Origin of the sequence: Mesorhizobium sp. M0514, from assembly GCF_040321145.1 — a bacterium.
Lineage (GTDB): Bacteria > Pseudomonadota > Alphaproteobacteria > Rhizobiales > Rhizobiaceae > Mesorhizobium.
Genome location: NZ_JAMYQZ010000106.1, coordinates 1 through 18,287 on the forward strand (window position 1 = coordinate 1; position 18,287 = coordinate 18,287).

Sequence of the window (18,287 nt, forward strand, 5' to 3'; positions counted from 1 at the left end):
GAACGAAGAGAACGCCGCCGGTGGACGCGTCGTCACCGCGCCGACCAATGGCGCGGCCGGCACATTGCCGGCGGTGCTGCGTTACTGGCTGCATTTCCACCCCGAGGCCGACCAGCCGAGCATCCGCGACTTCCTGCTCACGGCGGCCGCCGTCGGCGGCATCATCAAGACCAATGCCTCGATCTCCGGCGCCGAAGTCGGCTGCCAGGGCGAGGTCGGCTCGGCCTCGGCGATGGCTGCCGCGGGTCTCTGCGCCGTCATGGGCGGCACGCCCGAGCAGGTCGAGAACGCCGCCGAAATCGCGCTCGAACATCATCTCGGCATGACTTGCGATCCGGTCGGCGGTCTGGTCCAGGTGCCTTGCATCGAGCGCAATGCGCTCGGCGCCGTCAAGGCGGTCACCGCCGCCTCTCTGGCGATCAAAGGCGACGGCGTCCATTTCGTGCCGCTCGACGCCGCGATCGAAACAATGCGCCAGACGGGCCTCGACATGAACGAGAAGTACAAGGAAACCAGCCTTGGTGGGCTCGCCGTCAATGTCGTGGAATGCTGACCGCGCAACGCCACTGGCACTGTGGAGAAGTCGGGCAGGGCCGTTGACGCAATCGCGCGCCGGACTAAACCTTAAGCGATGGCACTCAATCTCCTAAAACTGTGCGTCGGTTGCGACAGCGTCGAGGACCTCGAAGAATGGATCGCCTTCCGCCTCGATGAGCGCCGCCGCGCCGGCGAACCCGCCGAGCACTGGCACACCACCCGCATGGTGCCGACGCGCGGCGCCGAGGTCACCGATGGCGGTTCGCTTTATTGGGTGATCAAGGGCAGCGTGCAATGCCGCCAGCTGATCACTGATATCAGGCCCTTCACGGACGATGAAGGCATCGGCCGTTGCCGCCTGATGCTCGACCTCGACGTGGTGCGCACCGACTGGCAGCCGCGCCGCGCCTTCCAGGGCTGGCGTTATCTCAGACCTTCGGATGCGCCCGCCGATATCGGCAAGGGCAAGGCCGGAATGGTCGAGATGCCGCCGAAACTGAAGCGCGAGCTCGCCGATCTGGGCTTGCTGTAGAGCCAAGGGCGCGGCCGCTTCTCCCAGAGCGTCGAGCGCTGGCCCTTCATCTTGTCCAAGGCTGGACTTGCAAGGGGCCCGACAACGCCACATCTTGCTTCTTATGAGCGACAAGAAGCAGCGCGTGCCCGCAAGGGCCAGTCCTGCGCCGGTCAAGCCTCAATCCAATGCCGGCGAGATCGACGCCTTCATCCGTCAGGCCCGGACGCTTGCCGCGTCCGCGACCGGCCCCGGGCGGCTGATCCTTGCGCTCGACGCCACGATGAGCCGCCAGCCGACCTGGGATCTCGCCACCAAGCTGCAGGGCGAAATGTTCGACGCCGTCGGCAAGGCCGGAACTCTCAGCGTCCAACTGGCCTATTTTCGCGGGTTGGGCGAGTGCCGCTCGTCGGCTTTTGTCGCCGATACTGATGCCCTGAAGCAGCTGATGACGCGGATCGACTGCCGTGCCGGCCACACCCAGATCGGCAAGGTGCTGGCGCATGCGCTAAAGGAAACGGCGGCGGCCAAGGTCAACGCTCTGGTCTATATCGGCGACGCCATGGAAGAGGATATCGACGAGCTGGCGCAGAAGGCCGGCAGCCTCGGTCTGCACGGCGTTCCCGTCTTCGTCTTCCAGGAAGGCCATGATCCCGGCGCAGAAAAGGCGTTCAAGGAGATTGCGCGGCTGTCCAAAGGGGCTTGGTTCCGATTTGATCGGCGGGCTGCCGCGACCTTGGCCGGGCTGCTTGCGGCGGTTGCCGTCTATGCGACCGGCGGATTGAAGGCGCTCGAGGCAAGGGACAGGCCGGGAGACCGGCTGCTGATCGAGCATCTCAGGGGCGGCGGGAATTGATGGGCGCTATCATTGCACTTGTTGCACTTTTTCTGGTGCTGCTCGGCGCGGCGACGATCTTTGTCCGCGCCGATGCGCAAAGACTGGCAAGCGGCATGCGCACGCTCGGGCCGGTGCTTCTGGCGCTGGTCGGGCTTGCCGTTCTGGTGGTCGGGCGCGAAGGCATTGCCGGCCTCATCCTGGCCGCGGCCCTTGCCTGGTACGGTTCGATGCGAATGAAGCGGCCGTCGGTCGGGCCGGCGCCCGGCAAGCGCTCGACGGTGCGGACCGCCGCACTGGAAATGGAGCTTGATCACGATACGGGCGGGCTTGAAGGCCTGGTTCTGGCCGGCCGCCATGAAGGCAAGATGCTGGGCGCGATGGGCCTGGCCGAGCTGCAGCAGCTTTACCGCGAACTCCCCGGCGACCCGGAGAGCCGCCAGCTCCTAGAGACGTATCTTGACGGCCGTTTTCCCGTCTGGCGCAAAGACGCTGAGGCGAACGGTGGCGAAGGGCTGGGTGTTGCGCCAGGTGCGGGCGCCATGACTAAGGAGGAGGCCTACAAGATCCTTGGTCTTGAAGCGGGGGCCGCCGCGGCGGATGTCCGCAAGGCGCACCGCCGCCTGATGCAGCGCCTGCACCCCGACATCGGCGGCACGTCTTTCCTGGCGGCGCGGATCAACGAAGCCAAGGACGTCTTGCTCTCCAATCACAACTAGTCTCCTTCGACGCAGTAAATTTCCGGGAGATGGTTCCGACGCCGCCCTACTGTTGGACGGCGTAGCAGGCGATTTTCTTTTTCTTCAGGGCATTGCAGGCATTCCAGGCCGCGTCCTTCGAGCGGAAGCCGCCGAACCGGGCGCGGTAATAGGTCTCGCCATCCTTTTCGAAGGCGACGGTGAAACCGGAAGCAGCCCCAAGAACTTTGGGCGCCTGCTTGGCGGTCTTGTCGAGGAAAGCCTGGGCTTCGGACTGCTTGGGCGACGACGCCACCTGCACCGCCCAACCAGCCGGCACCGAGGCCGTGTTGACCGGGTCGACCGCCTGTGGGGATACAGGCGTGGGTTCGGCATAGGCAGCCACAATCTGCGCAGTTTCGACCTTCGGCGCCGTCACGATGACGGTCTTGACCTTCCTGGTCTTGACGACGGGGGCGGGCTCTTCGACCGCGGCCACCGTCTGTTCGTCGGCAGACTGGCCTTCAGCAGACTGCTCGTCAGCGGATGTCGGATCGTCATTGGACGCTACGGCATCGTCTTCAACGATCGGCTTGCCATCCGGCGTCGGCGCGTCATGCTTGGGCAGGAAGACCTTGGCCAGCGCCTTGACCGGATTGTCGCCGCCGGCCTTGGCGACCAGGGCGCCGCCGCCGCGGGTCGATGCGCGCGGCATGTAGGCGTTGATCAGGCCGGCCATCTGGTTGTCGCGGCTGCGCCCCGAAGTGCCGCCCATGACGACGGCGACGAGGCGGCGGTTGCCATCCGAAACCGACGAGACGAGGTTGAAGCCGGAGGCGCGGGTATAGCCGGTCTTGATGCCGTCGACGCCCTTGATGCGGCCGAGCAGACGGTTGTGGCCATTGATGCGCTGGCGGCCGTAAAGGAAGGAGCGCTGCGAGAAATAGCCGTAATACTGCGGATAATGTTCCCTGAGCGCTATGCCGAGCATCGCCATGTCGTGGGCGGTTGTGAACTGGCCGGGATCGGGCAGGCCGTTGGCATTGCGAAACACGGTGCCGTCCATGCCGAGCGCGCGCGCCTTGGCGGTCATCATGCGGGCGAAATTGCTTTCGCTGCCGCCGAGCAGTTCGCCGAGCGCGGTCGCCGAATCATTGGCCGACTTGGTCACCATCGACAGGATGGCGGTTTCGACCGAAACCGCTCCGCCCGCCTTGACGCCGAGCTTGGTCGGCGGTTCGGCCGCCGCTTTGGCCGAGAACGGCACGGGCGTGTTCCTGCTGATCCGGCCCTTCGCCATGGCCTCGAAGGTCAGATAGAGCGTCATCATCTTGGTCAGCGACGCCGGGTAGCGCCGGCCGTTGGCATCGGACGAATAAAGCACCTTGCCGGTCTTGGCGTCGACGACGATCGCCGAAGACCTGGCGGCCATCGAGGACGCGGCATCCGCAACGACAAATGACATCGCCAAAGCGAGGATCATGATCGTTTTGAGGGAAGATGCGGATTTTGAACCGAAGACCGACAACGCCTGACGCACTGATAGTTCCTTTGAAACTCATTGCCATGGAGGCGGCAAAGGGATCCGACCTCACTTGTCGTCAAACTATCGCGGCCAGCGTTACCAATCCGTTTATGGTAACCGGCGCGTTCACCATTTTCCTCGGGCTTGAGCCTTTCTTTATTCGAATTTTAGCTGTTGCCGGCGCAGCGCGGCCTGATGCCGCTGTAATCTTGACTTTTGTGCAGCGCACAATATATTCTCGTGCATTGCACAATTGCGCTCAGGCAAGGGCGCTTCAAAACGCCAAGGGAAACGTCAAATGACCCAGACCTACGAGGACTTCTCGAAATACGGCAAGGAGTTTGCCGATACCGGATTGAAGAGCTTCACCTCGCTCTCCAAGGGCGCGCAGGCGATCGCCACCGAAGCTGGCGAATACACCAAGAAGAGCTTCGAAGCCGGTAGCGCCGCGGTCGAAAAGCTGTTCTCCGCCAAGTCGCTGGAAAAGGCGGTCGAGATCCAGTCCGACTTCGCCAAGCAGAGCTATGAGAGCTTCGTTGCCGAGGCGACCAAGTTCGGCGATCTCTATGCCGATCTCGCCAAGGAGGCTTACAAGCCCTTCGAATCGATTGTCGCCAAGGCGAAGTAAGTTCGCTCGAGAATACCAGGCACGGCCTTTCGGGCTTGCAAAACAGACCCGGTCGCGGATGCGCGGCCGGGTTTTTTCATGCCGGTTCAATTCCGGGGCTTTGGCGGTTCACGATTTTGAAAATCGCCTCGGTTTCCCCACCTAGCCATATTGTCAGCTAACAAGAAGGGCTTAAAATCGTCCATCGAACACCTACATATCGAACTCGCATGGGGATTCGAAAGAGGCAGGACTACGTGACTTCAGGTTTGACTGCCACGACAAGCGTGGTGCGGATGCAAAGTGACGGCGACGGCAATGAGGCCGGTCGCGGCACAGCCGTCATTACGCGCACGAAGACCAAGACCAAGAAGCCCAGCCTTTACAGGGTCCTCATCCTCAACGACGACTACACGCCCATGGAGTTCGTGGTTCACGTCCTGGAGCGTTTTTTTCAAAAGGACCGCGAAGCCGCCACACGCATCATGCTTCATGTTCACAATCATGGGGTGGGAGAGTGCGGGGTCTATACATTCGAGGTGGCCGAGACCAAAGTGTCTCAGGTCATGGATTTCGCCCGACAGAATCAGCATCCGCTGCAATGCGTGATGGAGAAGAAGTGAGGTAACATGCCGGCTTTCTCCCAAGGCCTGGAAAAGGCGCTTCACCAGGCGCTGACGCTCGCCAATGAGCGGCACCATGAATATGCAACCCTAGAACATCTGCTGCTCGCCCTCATCGACGACACTGAGGCGGCCGCCGTTATGCGCGCCTGCAACGTCGATCTCGACGAGCTGAAGCACACCGTTCTGACCTATATCGACACCGAACTCGACAATCTGGTCACCGGTTACGATGAGGATTCCAAGCCGACCGCCGGCTTCCAGCGCGTCATCCAGCGCGCCGTGATCCATGTGCAGTCATCCGGCCGCGAGGAAGTGTCCGGCGCCAACGTGCTCGTCGCCATCTTTGCCGAGCGCGAGAGCCATGCCGCTTATTTCCTGCAGGAACAGCAGATGACCCGCTACGACGCGGTCAACTACATCTCGCACGGCATCGCCAAGCGCCCCGGCGCATCGGAGACGCGCTCGCCGCGCGGCGCCGATGACGAGCAGGGCGGCCAGAACGGCGCCGAGCCGCAGGAGGAAGGCGGCAAGAAGAAGCAGCAGCAGGATGCGCTGACGGCTTATTGCGTCAACCTCAACAACAAGGCCAAGGCCGGCAAGATCGATCCGCTGATCGGCCGCGAGAGCGAAATCAACCGCACCATCCAGGTGCTGTGCCGCCGCTCCAAGAACAACCCGCTCTATGTCGGCGATCCCGGCGTCGGCAAGACGGCGATTGCCGAAGGCCTGGCCAAGCGCATCGTCGAGGGCGATGTGCCCGAAGTGCTGCAGGACGCCACCATCTTCGCGCTCGACATGGGCACGCTGTTGGCCGGCACGCGCTATCGCGGCGATTTCGAAGAGCGGCTGAAGCAGGTCGTCAAGGAGCTCGAGGATTATCCGGGCGCCGTGCTGTTCATCGACGAGATCCACACCGTGATCGGGGCCGGCGCCACGTCAGGCGGCGCGATGGATGCGTCGAACCTGTTGAAGCCGGCGCTGTCTTCGGGAGCCATCCGCTGCATCGGCTCGACCACTTACAAGGAGTTCCGCCAGTTCTTCGAGAAGGACCGCGCTCTGGTGCGGCGCTTCCAGAAGATCGACGTCAACGAGCCGACCATCGAGGACGCCATCGAGATCATGAAGGGCCTCAAGCCCTATTATGAGGAATTCCACAAGGTGAAGTTCACCAACGAGGCGATCAAGGCTTCGGTGGAACTGTCGGCCCGCTACATCAACGACCGCAAGCTGCCGGACAAGGCGATCGACGTGATCGACGAGACCGGCGCCTCGCAGATGCTGGTGCCGGAAGCCAAGCGCAAGAAGACGATCGGCATCAAGGAGATCGAAGCCACGATCGCCACGATGGCCCGCATCCCGCCGAAGACGGTTTCGGCAGACGACGAGAAGGTGCTGCAAGGCCTCGACATCGAGCTGAAGCGCGTCGTCTATGGCCAGGACACCGCCATCACCGCGCTGACCTCGGCGATCAAGCTGGCGCGTGCCGGCCTGCGCGAACCGGAAAAGCCGATCGGCTCCTACCTGTTCTCAGGCCCGACCGGCGTCGGCAAGACCGAAGTCGCCAAGCAGTTGGCTGCCTCGCTCGGCGTCGAGCTGATCCGCTTCGACATGTCGGAATATATGGAACGCCACACCGTCTCGCGGTTGATCGGCGCGCCTCCCGGCTATGTCGGCTTCGACCAGGGCGGTCTGCTTACCGACGGGGTCGACCAGCATCCGCACTGCGTGCTCTTGCTGGATGAAGTCGAGAAGGCGCATCCGGACCTGTTCAACATCCTGTTGCAGGTCATGGACCACGGCAAGCTGACCGACCACAACGGCAAGCAGATCGACTTCCGCAACGTCATCCTGATCATGACCACCAATGCGGGCGCATCGGATGCGCAGCGCGCGGCGATCGGTTTCGGATCGACCAAGCGCGAAGGCGACGATGTCGAGGCCATCAACCGGTTGTTCACGCCGGAGTTCCGCAACCGTCTCGATGCGATCATCCCGTTCGGCTCTCTGCCGGTCCCGGTCATCCACCAGGTGGTGCAGAAGTTCGTCATGCAGCTCGAGGCCCAGCTCTCCGAGCGGGGCGTCACCTTCGACCTGTCGTCCGACGCGATCGCCTGGCTGGCCGACAAGGGCTATGATGAGCGCATGGGTGCGCGGCCGCTCGGCCGGGTCATCCAGGAGCACATCAAGAAGCCGTTGGCCGACGAGGTGCTGTTCGGCAAGCTCAAGAAGGGCGGCACGGTGCGCGTCACCGTCGAGAAGAAGGAAACCGGCGAAACCGGCCTGAAGCTCGAATCACTGGCCGACGAAGCCCCGGTGCAGCCGAAGCAGGAGCCGGAAGAGACGCCGAAAGCCCGCAAGGCGGTGGCCAAGAAGCCCGTCGCCAAGAAGGCGGTGGCGCAGAAGCCTCAGCCCAAGGGCAAGGACGAGCCTGAGCCCAAGGGCAAGGATGGCGGCAAGCGCAGCCTGGTGCCGCAACTGCCGCGCAAGAGCTGAAAGGTTCGCCTATGAAGGGCCCGATGACGGGCCCTTTTTTCATTGGCTGGCCGGTTTGCCGACACAGCGCCCCTGCTTTTCAGGGCAGATGTTGTTAGGTCAGGCGGCGACGCCCTCGGGTGCAAACTTGCCCAGGAAGTACCCGCACGCCTTCCAGATGGCGATCGAAATCAGAACGCTCGCATAGCCATCCACGGCATAATGCCAGCCAAGGACGACCGAGCCGACCATGATGATTGCGGCGAATGGACACATCAAAAGGCCGGCCAACCGTGAGCGGCGTGTTGCATAAAGCGCGAAAAGCACCGCCATCGCTACATGCATGGACGGGAAGGCGGATATGCCGAGACTGCCTGGCGTCGCCCCGATATAGCCGCTCCACACAATGTCCTGCGTGCTGAGCGCCCAGATCGGATAGATGCGATCGGCGGCGGCGAGTGCTTGCATCAGGGAATGATAGTCGCTGCCCAGCCCCAGTCGCTCGTAAAAGCACGGCCCTGCCGAAGACAGGCCCATCGCCAGGAAAAAACCCGCCAGTATCCACACGAGCATGAAGCTCATCAGGAACTGGTGACGCAGCTTCGTGTCCGTGCGCGTGATGCAAGCGATGAAGACCGAGGCGATAAGGACGACGAACCAGGAATTGTAAGCCAGGTTGAACGATCTTACGGCGAGCGGCGACTGGACGATAAACCACAGCCATTCATGGGGCGCTCGGCCGAAATGCAGCACCCGGTCGGCCTGAGCCAATGCGTGATCCCATGCGAATGGCGAAAGGATCGCGACCGCGCCTTTCAACACACCGAAAGCGGATATGAGCGCAATGCACGCGGCCAGACCATTCAGGCTGTTGGCGTTGCGCTCGGCGTCGCCGAAGACGCCGCCGATCGATCGCAGAAAAGTGCCGAGCGGCTCAGGATCCCGCTTGATGAGTGCAAGGTGAAAAAAGCTGCCGAGTGCGAAGGCGCAGCCACCGATCCAGAAAGCGAAAAGAAGGTATTGGGAATAGTCTTCCAGCACGCCGAAATCCGGCATGTTTCCGGTGCGCAGGCCGACCGCGGCTGCCAAAAGCAGGGCAGCGATGGCCATCGCGTGCAGCAGGCGGTGTCGCCGGTACGCGTCCGCCAAGGTGCGCAGAAAGGCCCGCCCGGCAGCTGCTTTTACCAACGGCTCTGATGTCGCAACCGAATGTTCCACGATTTTGAAAACCCAAACGCATCCCGGTACGGAGCACGTTATCACGGCGTGGTTTGATATTTTCCTAACCGACGTGGTGGATTGTGGCTGAGCGCATCGCCCTGAGGCGCGCGCCACCTCAACCGTTCAGCGCTGCTCGGATCTTCGCCGCGTTCTCCGTCAGCACTTCGGGCTTCTCCATCTGCCCCGTATGCGGCTTGAGCGCGATGCCTTCGAACCGCGGGATGACATGGACATGTAGGTGGTAGACGGTCTGGCCGGACGCCGGTTCGTTGAACTGCAGGATGGTGACCCCGTCAGCGCCGAAAGCCTTTTTGACCGCCAGCGCGACCGTTTGGACCGTGGTGAACAGCCGGCCGAGCGTCGCGGGATCGGCATCGAGCAGATTGCGCGACGGTGCTTTGGGCACCACCAGCGTGTGACCGGGGCCTTGCGGCATCACATCCATGAAGGCGACCACGGCATCATCCTCGTAGATGCGGTGCGAGGGGATTTCGCCGCGCAGGATCTTTGCGAAGATATTGCTGGGGTCGTAGGCCTCGGTCATGGCGGCGCTCCGGGAGTATGCTCCCGGTGTAGCGAAGCTGTCCTGGACCGGCAAGATGGTCAGGTAAGATGGTCAGGCGAGGGCAGGCGCGGATCGCTATTCCTCAAGATCCTTGCGGAACGGCGTATGCTCTTCCAGAATTTCGCCCATCCGCTCGACCTCGCGCCGCTCACGCCGGAGATAATCGGCCACAGCATTGCGCAGGCCGGGATGTGCGATGTAGTGCGCCGAATGCATGGTCACGGGACGATAGCCGCGCGCCAGTTTGTGCTCACCCTGCGCGCCGGCCTCGATCACCTTCAGCTTGCGCTCGATGGCGAAGTCGATGGCCTGATGGTAGCAGACTTCGAAATGCAGGAACGGGTGGTCCTCGATGCAGCCCCAATTGCGGCCGTAGAGCGCATCGGAGCCGATGAAGTTGATGGCGCCGGCGACATAGCGGCCATTGCGCTTGGCCATGACCAACAGGATGTCCTGGGACATGCGCTCCCCGATCAGCGAGAAGAACTTGCGGTTGAGATAGGGCCGGCCCCATTTGCGGCTGCCGGTATCCATGTAGAAGGCGAAGAAATCGTCCCAGGCCTTTTCGGACAGGTCCTTGCCGGTGAGCCGGTCGATCGAGATATCGTTGGCGAGCGCCTCGCGCCGCTCCTTCTTCATCGCCTTGCGCTTGCGCGATGCCAGCGTGGCGAGGAAATCGTCATAGGTCGAAAAGCCTTCGTTGAAGAAGTGGAACTGCTGGTCGGTGCGGTGCAGGAAGCCGGCTGCTTCCAGCGTTGCAACGTCGCTTTCACTGGCGAAGGTGACATGCGCGGACGACACGCCGAGCTTTTCCGTCACCGCCTTCAGGCCCGCTGCGAGACCGGCCTTCACAATGGCGCTGTCCTCGCCTTTGCTGACCAGCAGGCGAGGGCCGGTGACCGGAGAGAACGGCACGGCGCATTGCAGTTTCGGATAGTAGTTGCCGCCGGCGCGTTCGAACGCATCGGACCAGCCGTGGTCGAAGACATATTCGCCCTGGCTGTGCGATTTGAGATAGCAGGGCACGGCGCCCAGCAATCTGCCTTGGGCATTTTCCAGTCTGAGATGATGACCTTGCCAGCCGGTACGCCGCACGGCGCAGCCGGAATCTTCAAGCGCGCTCAGAAAAGCATATGAAACGAGAGGGTTATAGCCATTTTCTGTGTCGCTGCGGGTTGTGCCGGTAAAGCCGTTCCACTCGTCGCAGGTGAAGGCATTGATGCCGGCGGCAACGCGGATGGAAAACTCCGCATTCGCCGTTTGCCCGTCACCTTCATCACCCTGATCCATGGGGCTTATTTAAGCTCTGTCGGGGCCGCTACAAGTCACGTTTCAGGCACTTCCATCAGGCGACATTGACCAGATCGGGTTCGAACCCTTCGAACGTCATTTGGTCGGCGTATTTGAAGGTGAGATCCACCGCCTGCTGGTCATGCACCGTCCAGGTGATGACAGGCATTTTAAGCCTTTCGCGCACGAAGCTGACGAACGGGTTCGGCAGATCGCCCGCGGCATAGGAGGTGAAGGCGAGGTCATGTGCCAGCATGGCAAAATGCGCCTCGATCAACTGGTTGTCCTGGCCATAGGCCGTGAGCCCGCCCGGAATTCCAGGCGCATCCCTGGGGAAGTCGCGGACCAGCCAGTGGTCGAACGACATGATCGCCGCCTTGCCCTTGTAGCGCTCCAGCATCTTGCCGACGCTTGCCACCAAGCCCTCGTCGTAACCGGGCACACCCTTCAGTTCGACAACCATCGGCACACGGCCGTCGACTAGGTCGAGCGCTTCTTGCAGTGTCGGCACATGGTCCTTGGTGCCGCCGATCCTGAGCGCCGCCAGTTCCGCTGCCGTGCGCTGCCAGACGAAGCCGTCCTGGCCGGTCAACCGCCTGAGATCGCCGTCATGAATGATGACGGGGACGCGGTCGGACGACAAATGCACGTCGCATTCGATCGCATAGCCGCGCTCGGCGGCAGCCGCGAAGGCCGACAGCGTGTTTTCCCAGCGCGTCTTGTTCATGTCGTGAAAGCCGCGATGCGCCACCGGGCGGGCGGTCAGCCAGGAAAGGTCGGTCATTGTCTTGGTCCTGCTCATGCGACCTCGAAGACGGCTTCGATTTCCACTGCGGCATTAAGCGGCAGACAGGCGGTGCCGACGGCGGAGCGGGCATGCTTGCCGCGCTCGCCAAGGGCGGCGACCAGGAAATCGGAGGCGCCATTGGCGACCAGATGCTGCTCGACGAAATCCGGCACTGATGCAACAAAGACGGTGATCTTGACCAAACGCTGGATTTTTTCGAGATCGCCAAGTGCTGCTTTTGCCTGGGCCAAGACATTGATTGCGCAGTACTTTGCGCCTTCCTTGCCGGTTGCGGTATCGACGTCGCGGCCGAGCAGGCCGCTTGCCTGCAGCTTGCCGTCCTTGAGCGGCAACTGCCCGGCGGTGAACAAAAGATTGCCGGACCTGCAATAGGGCACATAGTTCGCGGCGGGCGCTGCGGCGGCAGGTATTGTCACGCCGAGATCGCTTAGCCGCTTTTCGATTGTTTCACTCATGGTATTTCCCTATTGCTTGGAGACGCCGCGCTGGCCGGGCCGAAATTGCTATTTTTGCCTCGCTTCCGCCACGACTTTTTTTAAGCTGGACCATCTTTACCTGCGGCCTGCCATCAGCTGCGACGATCGGAGCCCCTTATGCGCGCAACGCGCCTTGCCTTCCACGCCGTTCTCTTTCCGGTGCTGTTCTCGATGGCTCCAGCCTTTGCCGTGCCGGCGCTGCAGGCGCATCGCGCCGTCTACGATCTTACCCTCGACAAGGCGTCGGACCGCTCGGGCATCACCGGGATTTCCGGCCGCATGGTCTATGAGTTCAACGGCTCGCCCTGCGAGGGCTATACGGTAAAATTCCGTTTCGTCACCCAGATCGCCACCGGCGACAACACCAGGCTGACCGACCAGCAGACGACCACGTTCGAGGACGCCGAAGGCAAGACCTTCTCGTTCGTGACCAAATCCTTCGTCGACCAGAACCTAGACAAGGAGGTCAAAGGCACCGCCACAAAAGAGACCAAGGGTCTCAAGGTCGATATCGACAAGCCCGAGAAGAACAGCCTCGAACTCGCCGCCACCCAGTTCCCGACCCAGCATCTGGTCGAACTGATCGGCAAGGCCGAGAAGGGCGAGAATTTCTACGAAACCAGCCTGTTCGACGGTTCGGAGGATGCCAACAAGGTGATGACCACCACCGTCATCGTCGGCAAGAAGGCCGAGGGCGACAAGGCCGACCCCGAAGCGCCGGCGCTGGCCAAGCTTGCCGGCGACAAATACTGGCCGGTCGACATCGCCTATTTCGACGAGACCGACAAATCGGGCGAAGAGGTGCCGGAATACCGCATCAGCTTCAAGCTGCACGAGAACGGCATCACCCGCGACCTCACAATGGACTATGGCGAGTTCTCGATGACCGGAAAGCTGGTCAACCTGTCGCTGTTCGATCAGACCAAGCCTTGCCCGGTCTCGAAATAGCAACAATGCGGCGCTGGCCACGGCAGGCTTGATGGCAGTTCCCGATGGCGGTCTATGTCGATGCGGCGATCTGGAAATGGGCCGGCCATCGCTGGTGCCACCTGATGGCCGACGATACGGACGAACTGCATCGTTTCGCCGCCGAGCTTGGCGTCAAGCGTTCGTCCTACCAGGGGCCGCCCAGGACATCGGCGCCGCACTATGACATAACCGGCTTCGAGCGCGACCGGGCGGTGCGGCTCGGCGCCATCGAATGCAGCCGCGAGGAGATCGTTGCGATCTTCAGGCGCGTACGGGTACCCAACGGAAAGGGCCGATCGTGACGCTAATGGCATTCCTGGCTTATTGCCTTGCCATCACACTTGCCGCCGCCACGCCGGGACCGGCGATGTTCACGGTGATCACCAACGGCGTGGCACGCGGCTTCCTGCGTGCGTTCGTCGCCGGAATGGGCATGCCGCCGGCGATGCCGTGATGGTCACCGTGGCACTGCTCGGGCTGGTGGCGCTGGCCCAGACCTTCGAATGGGTGTTTCTCCTGTTGAAATACGCCGGTGCGGCCTACCTGATTTTCCTCGGCATCAAGATGTGGCGGGCCGCGGCCGCGCAATCGGCCGCGCAAGGAATCCCCCAAACCGGATTGTCGCGGTCGTTCCTGCTTGGCGCCTCCGTGGCGCTCGGCAACCCGAAGGCGATCCTGTTCCACGCCTCGATCATGCCGCTGATCCTCAACCTCGACACCATGACGTTTGCCGACGGCCTGCTGGTGGTGGCAGTCGTCGTCGGCGCCAATATTCTCACCATGGGCATCTACGCCGCGCTGGCGGGCAGGGCATCCGGCTGGTTCAGGACGCCCGGACGCATGCGGCTGATGAACCGGTTCGCCGGCAGCGCCATGATCGGCACCGGAGCGCTGATTGCCGCGCGCTGAGCGATGAAGCACCTCACCGCTTGCGTTTGCAGCGCTTCCCCTTTATATGCGCGCTCATTCCACACACGGACTTTGGTGTCTGCCCGGGAGAAATCCGGCTGAAACCTCCGGTGGCGTTCGAGGACAAAGTCCAAAAATGCCTGTGTCCGTGGAGGCTAACCGGAAAAGGAACTAAGAATGGCACTGCCTGATTTCAGCATGCGCCAGCTTTTGGAAGCTGGCATTCACTTCGGCCACCAGACCCACCGCTGGAACCCGAAGATGGCGCCTTACATCTACGGCGCCCGCAACAACATCCACATCATCGACCTGTCGCAGACGGTGCCTTTGCTGCACCAGGCTCTGAAGCAGGTTTCCGACACCGTTGCCAAGGGCGGTCGCGTGCTGTTCGTCGGTACCAAGCGCCAGGCTTCGGATATCGTCGCTGACGCGGCGCAGCGTTCGGCCCAGTATTATGTCAATTCGCGTTGGCTCGGCGGCATGCTGACCAACTGGAAGACGATCTCGAATTCGATCCAGCGCCTGCGCAAGCTCGACGAGATGCTGGCCGGTGAGGCCCAGGGCCTGACCAAGAAGGAACGCCTGAACCTCGACCGCGAGCGCGAGAAGCTCGACAAGGCGCTCGGCGGTATCAAGGACATGGGCTCGACCCCCGACCTGATGTTCGTCATCGACACCAACAAGGAAGCGATCGCCATTCTCGAGGCCAAGCGCCTCGGCATTCCGGTCGTTGCCATCATCGATTCGAACTGCGATCCGGACAAGATCGACTTCCCGATCCCCGGTAATGACGACGCGGCGCGCGCCATCCAGCTCTATTGCGACCTGATCGCCAAGGCTGCCATCGACGGCATCGCCCGCCAGCAGGGCGCGCTCGGCGTCGACATCGGCGCCTCGGTCGAAGCTCCGGTCGAACCGGCGCTTGATCCGGCTCCGGCCCCGGCTGCGGACGCGCCGGAAGCTTGACAATCGAAGGCCGGTTGCGGCCTTCATCATTCTCATATTTGGCACGCTAGACGGACGCATCACCGAGTACCGGTGGTGCGTCGGTGCATTTAAAACAAAGAGGCGACAATGAGCATTTCGGCTGCACAGGTCAAAGAACTCCGCGACTTGACCGGCGCGGGCATGATGGACTGCAAGGCGGCGTTGACGGAGACCAACGGCAACATCGAAGAGGCCGTCGACTGGCTGCGCAAGAAGGGCATTTCCAAGGCCGACAAGAAGGCTGGCCGTACTGCCGCCGAAGGCCTGATCGGCGTCGACTCCGGCGTCCGCGAGGCCGCCATCGTCGAGGTTAACTCCGAGACCGATTTCGTAGCCCGCAACGAGCAGTTCCAGGAGATCGTTCGCAATGTCGCCAAGGTCGCGCTTGCTTATGGCACGACGGAGGCTGTCTCTGCCGCAAAGTATCCGGGTTCGGACAAGTCGGTCACTGACACCATCAAGGACGCCGTTGGCACCATTGGCGAGAACATGAGCTTCCGCCGTTCGGCCAAGCTCACCGTCCCGCACGGTGCTGTCGCAACCTACGTCCACAATGCGGTTGCCGATGGTCTTGGCAAGCTCGGCGTTCTGGTCGCGATCGAGACCACGGGCAATGAGCATGCCGCCAACGCCTTTGGCCGCCAGGTCGCCATGCATGTCGCCGCCACCAACCCGCTGGCGTTGACCGCCGAGCAGATCGATCCGGCAGCGGTCGAGCGCGAGAAGGCGATCTTCGCCGACCAGGCGCGCCAGTCCGGCAAGCCGGAAGCGATCATCGAAAAGATGGTCGAAGGCCGCCTGCGCAAGTTCTACGAGGAAGTCGTGCTCCTCAAGCAGGCCTTCGTGCTCAATCCCGACATCACTGTCGAGCAGGCGCTGAAGGATGCCGAGAAGGACATCGGCGCTCCGGCCAAGATCTCCGCCTATCTGCGCTTTGCGCTGGGCGAAGGCATCGAAAAGGAAGAGACCGATTTCGCGGCGGAAGTCGCGGCGGCGGTGAAGAAGTAGTTTTGAAAATAGCCCCGAAAAGGGCTTCTCAGCTCAGGCAACTCGGCCGGGTGTCCGCAAGGATGCTCGGCCAATTTCTTGTGCGGTGTCGATGAAGGCCCTGAGCTTTGGCGCCATCGACGCCCTGCGCGGGAAGTAGAGGAAGAGGCCGGGCTCCTCGATCGCCGTTTGCGGCAGGATCTGAACGAGGCGGCCGGCGGCCAATTCCGCGCGCACCAGCGGCTCGAACACATAGGTCAGCCCGACGCCGGCAAGCGCAAGGTCGATCGCGGCCAGCGAATCGGTGACGATGACCGTACCCTTCGTCTCGGCCACGACATCCTTGCCGTCCTCAGTCAGGTCCCAGCGATAGAGTGCGCCGGAGCGCACAAGCCGGTAGCCGATGCAATTGTGGTCCGAAAGATCCGCCACACCGCGCGGACGGCCATGCCGGCCGACATAGGCGGGGGAGGCGACGATCACGGCGTTGAATGGCGGCGTCAGCCGGACCGTGACCATGTCCTGTGCGATCATCTCGCCCAGCCGGATGCCGGCATCAAAACCCTCGCCGACAATGTCCACCAGCCCCTGGTCGGTGAGCAATTCGATGGTCACATCAGGATAGCGTTCAGCCATCGCGGCGGCCACGGGAGTGACGGCAAGTGGAACGGCGATGTTGGGAACGTTCAACCTGAGCAAGCCGGAGGGCCGGCCCTTGATGGCTCGGATGCGGTCCATCCGGTCGGCGATATCCTGGAGGGCAGGGGCTGCCGTGTCCACCAGCGCCTTGCCGGCTTCCGTCAGCGAGACGCTGCGCGTGGTGCGCGCAAACAGCGGCTGGCCGATCCGCTCCTCCACGAGGCGCACCGCATGGCTGACGGCGGATGGGGACATGCCCAGTTCGGCCGCAGCTAGCGCAAAGCCGCCGCGTCGGGCAACGGCGACGATGACAGGCAAATGACTGAGCAGATCCCGGTCCATTCATGCATGATATCGCATAGTCCTTGCGAACACTTCAATCTTCTCGATGCCGACAGGCTGACCCATATTGCCATCACCGATGCACAAAGGAGAAAAGAGATGGATGCCTTGAAACACGCTACCTTCGCCGCAGGCCTTGCCCTAGCGCCGGTCGATGCCGGCGGCGCCGAGCCGTCCGGTTGGCGCGCGCTCGCCGACGAACGCGCCGTCATCCGCATCGCCGATGCCATCGACCGTGCCGTCGATGCGCAGGACTGGAAGCTTGCCCGCTCCTATTTCGCCGACCGTGTCACCGTCGACTTCAGCAGCCTGTCAGGACAGCCTGCCGCCACCATCCCCTCCGACAATCTGATCGGTACCTGGGCCGGCAACCTCAGGGGCAGCAAGACCAGCCTGCATCTGCGCACCAATCACCAGGTGATCTTTGAGGCGGACGCGGCGACCGTCTCTTCGAACGGCTATGCCTGGAACCGAATGGAAGGCAATGGCGACCCGCTGTGGGAAGTCTGGGGCACCTACGAGCACCATCTGGTTCGCTCCGGGACCGGCTGGAAAGTCGACGGCTTCGTTTTCCGCGCCACGCATGAGCGCGGCAATCCCTGGGTCAAGATGACGCCTGGCCAGTGAGCCGGCGTCAAGAAATCAGGATAGGAAAAACACCATGACCATGAGCTATTACACACTGGGCAACAGCGGCCTGCGCGTCAGCCGGCTGGCACTGGGCACCATGACCTTTGGCACCGAATGGGGCTGGGGCGCGGACAGGGAAACCGCGCGCGCCATGGCCGACGCCTATGTCGAGGCCGGCGGCAATTTCTTCGACACCGCCGACCTCTACACCGGCGGCACAGCCGAAACCTGGCTCGGCGAATTCATCGCCGAGCGGGGCTTGCGCGACAAAGCGGTGATCGCCACGAAATTCACCTTCAACGCGGAGCCCGGCAATCCGAACGCCGGCGGCAATGGCCGCAAGAACATCTTGCGCGCCGTGGACGCCTCGCTGAAGCGGTTGGGCACTGACTATATCGACCTCTACCTCCTCCATGTCTGGGACGGGCTGACGCCGGCCGAGGAGGTCATGCGCACGACGGATGATCTCGTGCGTGCGGGCAAAATTCGCCATGTCGGCCTGTCCGATGTGCCGGCCTGGTATGCTGCCCGCGCGCAGACGATCGCCGAGTAGCGCGGCTACGAGCCGGTGTCGGCCCTGCAGCTTGAATATTCGCTGGCGGAGCGTTCGATCGAAAATGAGTTCGTGCCCTTCGGCACCCGCCATGGCGCAGGAATCATGGTGTGGAGCCCGC

22 protein-coding genes and 1 pseudogene are annotated in these 18,287 nt (G+C 62.5%); 16 read left to right on the plus strand and 7 right to left on the minus strand.

Annotated elements, in window-relative coordinates:
• From NKI61_RS28585 to NKI61_RS28600, 4 genes are all read left to right on the plus strand, one after another.
• Nucleotides 1-553 (plus strand): L-serine ammonia-lyase, iron-sulfur-dependent, subunit alpha (locus NKI61_RS28585; protein WP_352841921.1); only part of this gene is annotated, 553 nt, incomplete at its 5' end.
• 78 nt (nucleotides 554-631) lie between these two features.
• Nucleotides 632-1,069, plus strand: a complete 438-nt coding sequence (locus NKI61_RS28590; RefSeq protein ID WP_023752223.1) for a DUF1489 family protein — start codon at nucleotides 632-634, stop codon at nucleotides 1,067-1,069.
• A gap of 103 nt (nucleotides 1,070-1,172) precedes the next feature.
• Complete coding sequence (locus NKI61_RS28595; RefSeq protein ID WP_352841922.1) at nucleotides 1,173-1,904, plus strand: vWA domain-containing protein; 732 nt, start codon at nucleotides 1,173-1,175, stop codon at nucleotides 1,902-1,904.
• On the plus strand, nucleotides 1,904-2,602 hold the full coding sequence (locus NKI61_RS28600) for a DnaJ domain-containing protein (protein WP_023752225.1): 699 nt from the start codon (nucleotides 1,904-1,906) through the stop codon (nucleotides 2,600-2,602). Before NKI61_RS28595 ends, NKI61_RS28600 begins: the two co-directional genes overlap by 1 nt.
• 46 nt (nucleotides 2,603-2,648) lie before the next feature.
• On the opposite strand, the gene NKI61_RS28605 is transcribed toward NKI61_RS28600, so the two are convergent.
• Nucleotides 2,649-4,043, minus strand: a complete 1,395-nt coding sequence (locus tag NKI61_RS28605; RefSeq protein ID WP_023748392.1) for a D-alanyl-D-alanine carboxypeptidase — start codon at nucleotides 4,041-4,043, stop codon at nucleotides 2,649-2,651.
• 68 nt (nucleotides 4,044-4,111) lie between these two features.
• On the opposite strand from NKI61_RS28605, the gene NKI61_RS28610 reads away from it, so the two are divergent.
• The 4 genes from NKI61_RS28610 to clpA all read left to right on the plus strand — a co-directional run bounded on the left by NKI61_RS28610 (nucleotide 4,112) and on the right by clpA (nucleotide 7,811).
• Nucleotides 4,112-4,387, plus strand: a complete 276-nt coding sequence (locus tag NKI61_RS28610) for a hypothetical protein (RefSeq protein ID WP_156931558.1) — start codon at nucleotides 4,112-4,114, stop codon at nucleotides 4,385-4,387.
• Nucleotides 4,384-4,713 (plus strand): phasin family protein, encoded by a 330-nt coding sequence (locus tag NKI61_RS28615; RefSeq protein WP_023671011.1) that lies wholly within the window; start codon nucleotides 4,384-4,386, stop codon nucleotides 4,711-4,713. The genes NKI61_RS28610 and NKI61_RS28615 overlap by 4 nt, the downstream gene beginning before the upstream one ends.
• A gap of 275 nt (nucleotides 4,714-4,988) precedes the next feature.
• On the plus strand, nucleotides 4,989-5,315 hold the full coding sequence (gene clpS, locus NKI61_RS28620) for an ATP-dependent Clp protease adapter ClpS (RefSeq protein ID WP_023671012.1): 327 nt from the start codon (nucleotides 4,989-4,991) through the stop codon (nucleotides 5,313-5,315).
• Nucleotides 5,316-5,321: 6 nt separating this feature from the next.
• Nucleotides 5,322-7,811, plus strand: a complete 2,490-nt coding sequence (clpA, locus tag NKI61_RS28625; RefSeq protein ID WP_023684681.1) for an ATP-dependent Clp protease ATP-binding subunit ClpA — start codon at nucleotides 5,322-5,324, stop codon at nucleotides 7,809-7,811.
• Between the two features lie 99 nt (nucleotides 7,812-7,910).
• Here the strand turns inward: clpA and NKI61_RS28630 are convergent, their stop codons facing one another.
• From NKI61_RS28630 to NKI61_RS28650, 5 genes are all read right to left on the minus strand, one after another.
• Nucleotides 7,911-8,846, minus strand: coding sequence for a phosphatase PAP2 family protein (locus tag NKI61_RS28630; RefSeq protein WP_352841923.1), 936 nt, complete (start codon nucleotides 8,844-8,846; stop codon nucleotides 7,911-7,913).
• A 280-nt stretch (nucleotides 8,847-9,126) separates the two neighbouring features.
• Nucleotides 9,127-9,555, minus strand: coding sequence for an HIT family protein (locus NKI61_RS28635; RefSeq protein WP_023684683.1), 429 nt, complete (start codon nucleotides 9,553-9,555; stop codon nucleotides 9,127-9,129).
• Between the two features lie 96 nt (nucleotides 9,556-9,651).
• Nucleotides 9,652-10,866, minus strand: coding sequence for a GNAT family N-acetyltransferase (locus NKI61_RS28640; protein WP_023684684.1), 1,215 nt, complete (start codon nucleotides 10,864-10,866; stop codon nucleotides 9,652-9,654).
• Between the two features lie 55 nt (nucleotides 10,867-10,921).
• On the minus strand, nucleotides 10,922-11,650 hold the full coding sequence (locus tag NKI61_RS28645; protein ID WP_352841925.1) for a glycerophosphodiester phosphodiesterase: 729 nt from the start codon (nucleotides 11,648-11,650) through the stop codon (nucleotides 10,922-10,924).
• A 14-nt stretch (nucleotides 11,651-11,664) separates the two neighbouring features.
• Nucleotides 11,665-12,129 carry a RidA family protein gene (locus tag NKI61_RS28650; RefSeq protein WP_023684686.1) on the minus strand — a complete coding sequence of 155 codons (465 nt, stop codon included), beginning with the start codon at nucleotides 12,127-12,129 and terminating at the stop codon, nucleotides 11,665-11,667.
• A 138-nt stretch (nucleotides 12,130-12,267) separates the two neighbouring features.
• Here NKI61_RS28650 and NKI61_RS28655 point away from each other — a divergent pair, with 138 nt between their 5' ends.
• The 6 genes from NKI61_RS28655 to tsf all read left to right on the plus strand — a co-directional run bounded on the left by NKI61_RS28655 (nucleotide 12,268) and on the right by tsf (nucleotide 16,023).
• Nucleotides 12,268-13,098 (plus strand): cell envelope integrity EipB family protein, encoded by an 831-nt coding sequence (locus NKI61_RS28655; protein ID WP_023688583.1) that lies wholly within the window; start codon nucleotides 12,268-12,270, stop codon nucleotides 13,096-13,098.
• A 44-nt stretch (nucleotides 13,099-13,142) separates the two neighbouring features.
• On the plus strand, nucleotides 13,143-13,421 hold the full coding sequence (locus NKI61_RS28660) for a DUF4031 domain-containing protein (RefSeq protein WP_023671020.1): 279 nt from the start codon (nucleotides 13,143-13,145) through the stop codon (nucleotides 13,419-13,421).
• The gene (locus NKI61_RS28665; RefSeq protein ID WP_352841926.1) at nucleotides 13,418-13,573 is read left to right on the plus strand and encodes a hypothetical protein; all 156 of its coding nucleotides are present in this window, start codon (nucleotides 13,418-13,420) and stop codon (nucleotides 13,571-13,573) included. Before NKI61_RS28660 ends, NKI61_RS28665 begins: the two co-directional genes overlap by 4 nt.
• Nucleotides 13,573-14,028, plus strand: coding sequence for a LysE family translocator (locus tag NKI61_RS28670; RefSeq protein WP_352841928.1), 456 nt, complete (start codon nucleotides 13,573-13,575; stop codon nucleotides 14,026-14,028). Before NKI61_RS28665 ends, NKI61_RS28670 begins: the two co-directional genes overlap by 1 nt.
• Before the next feature lie 177 nt (nucleotides 14,029-14,205).
• Entirely contained in the window at nucleotides 14,206-14,994 is a 789-nt protein-coding gene (gene rpsB, locus NKI61_RS28675; protein ID WP_023671022.1) for a 30S ribosomal protein S2, read from the plus strand.
• A gap of 108 nt (nucleotides 14,995-15,102) precedes the next feature.
• Nucleotides 15,103-16,023 carry a translation elongation factor Ts gene (gene tsf / locus NKI61_RS28680; RefSeq protein ID WP_023684688.1) on the plus strand — a complete coding sequence of 307 codons (921 nt, stop codon included), beginning with the start codon at nucleotides 15,103-15,105 and terminating at the stop codon, nucleotides 16,021-16,023.
• A 33-nt stretch (nucleotides 16,024-16,056) separates the two neighbouring features.
• Here the strand turns inward: tsf and NKI61_RS28685 are convergent, their stop codons facing one another.
• Nucleotides 16,057-16,983: a LysR family transcriptional regulator gene (locus NKI61_RS28685; RefSeq protein WP_023671024.1), complete on the minus strand. Its 927-nt coding sequence runs from the start codon at nucleotides 16,981-16,983 to the stop codon at nucleotides 16,057-16,059.
• 99 nt (nucleotides 16,984-17,082) lie between these two features.
• Between NKI61_RS28685 and NKI61_RS28690 the strand changes: the two genes are divergently transcribed.
• Nucleotides 17,083-17,610: a nuclear transport factor 2 family protein gene (locus NKI61_RS28690; RefSeq protein WP_023671025.1), complete on the plus strand. Its 528-nt coding sequence runs from the start codon at nucleotides 17,083-17,085 to the stop codon at nucleotides 17,608-17,610.
• A gap of 34 nt (nucleotides 17,611-17,644) precedes the next feature.
• Nucleotides 17,645-18,287 (plus strand): annotated as a pseudogene (locus NKI61_RS28695) (aldo/keto reductase); the annotation flags it as partial.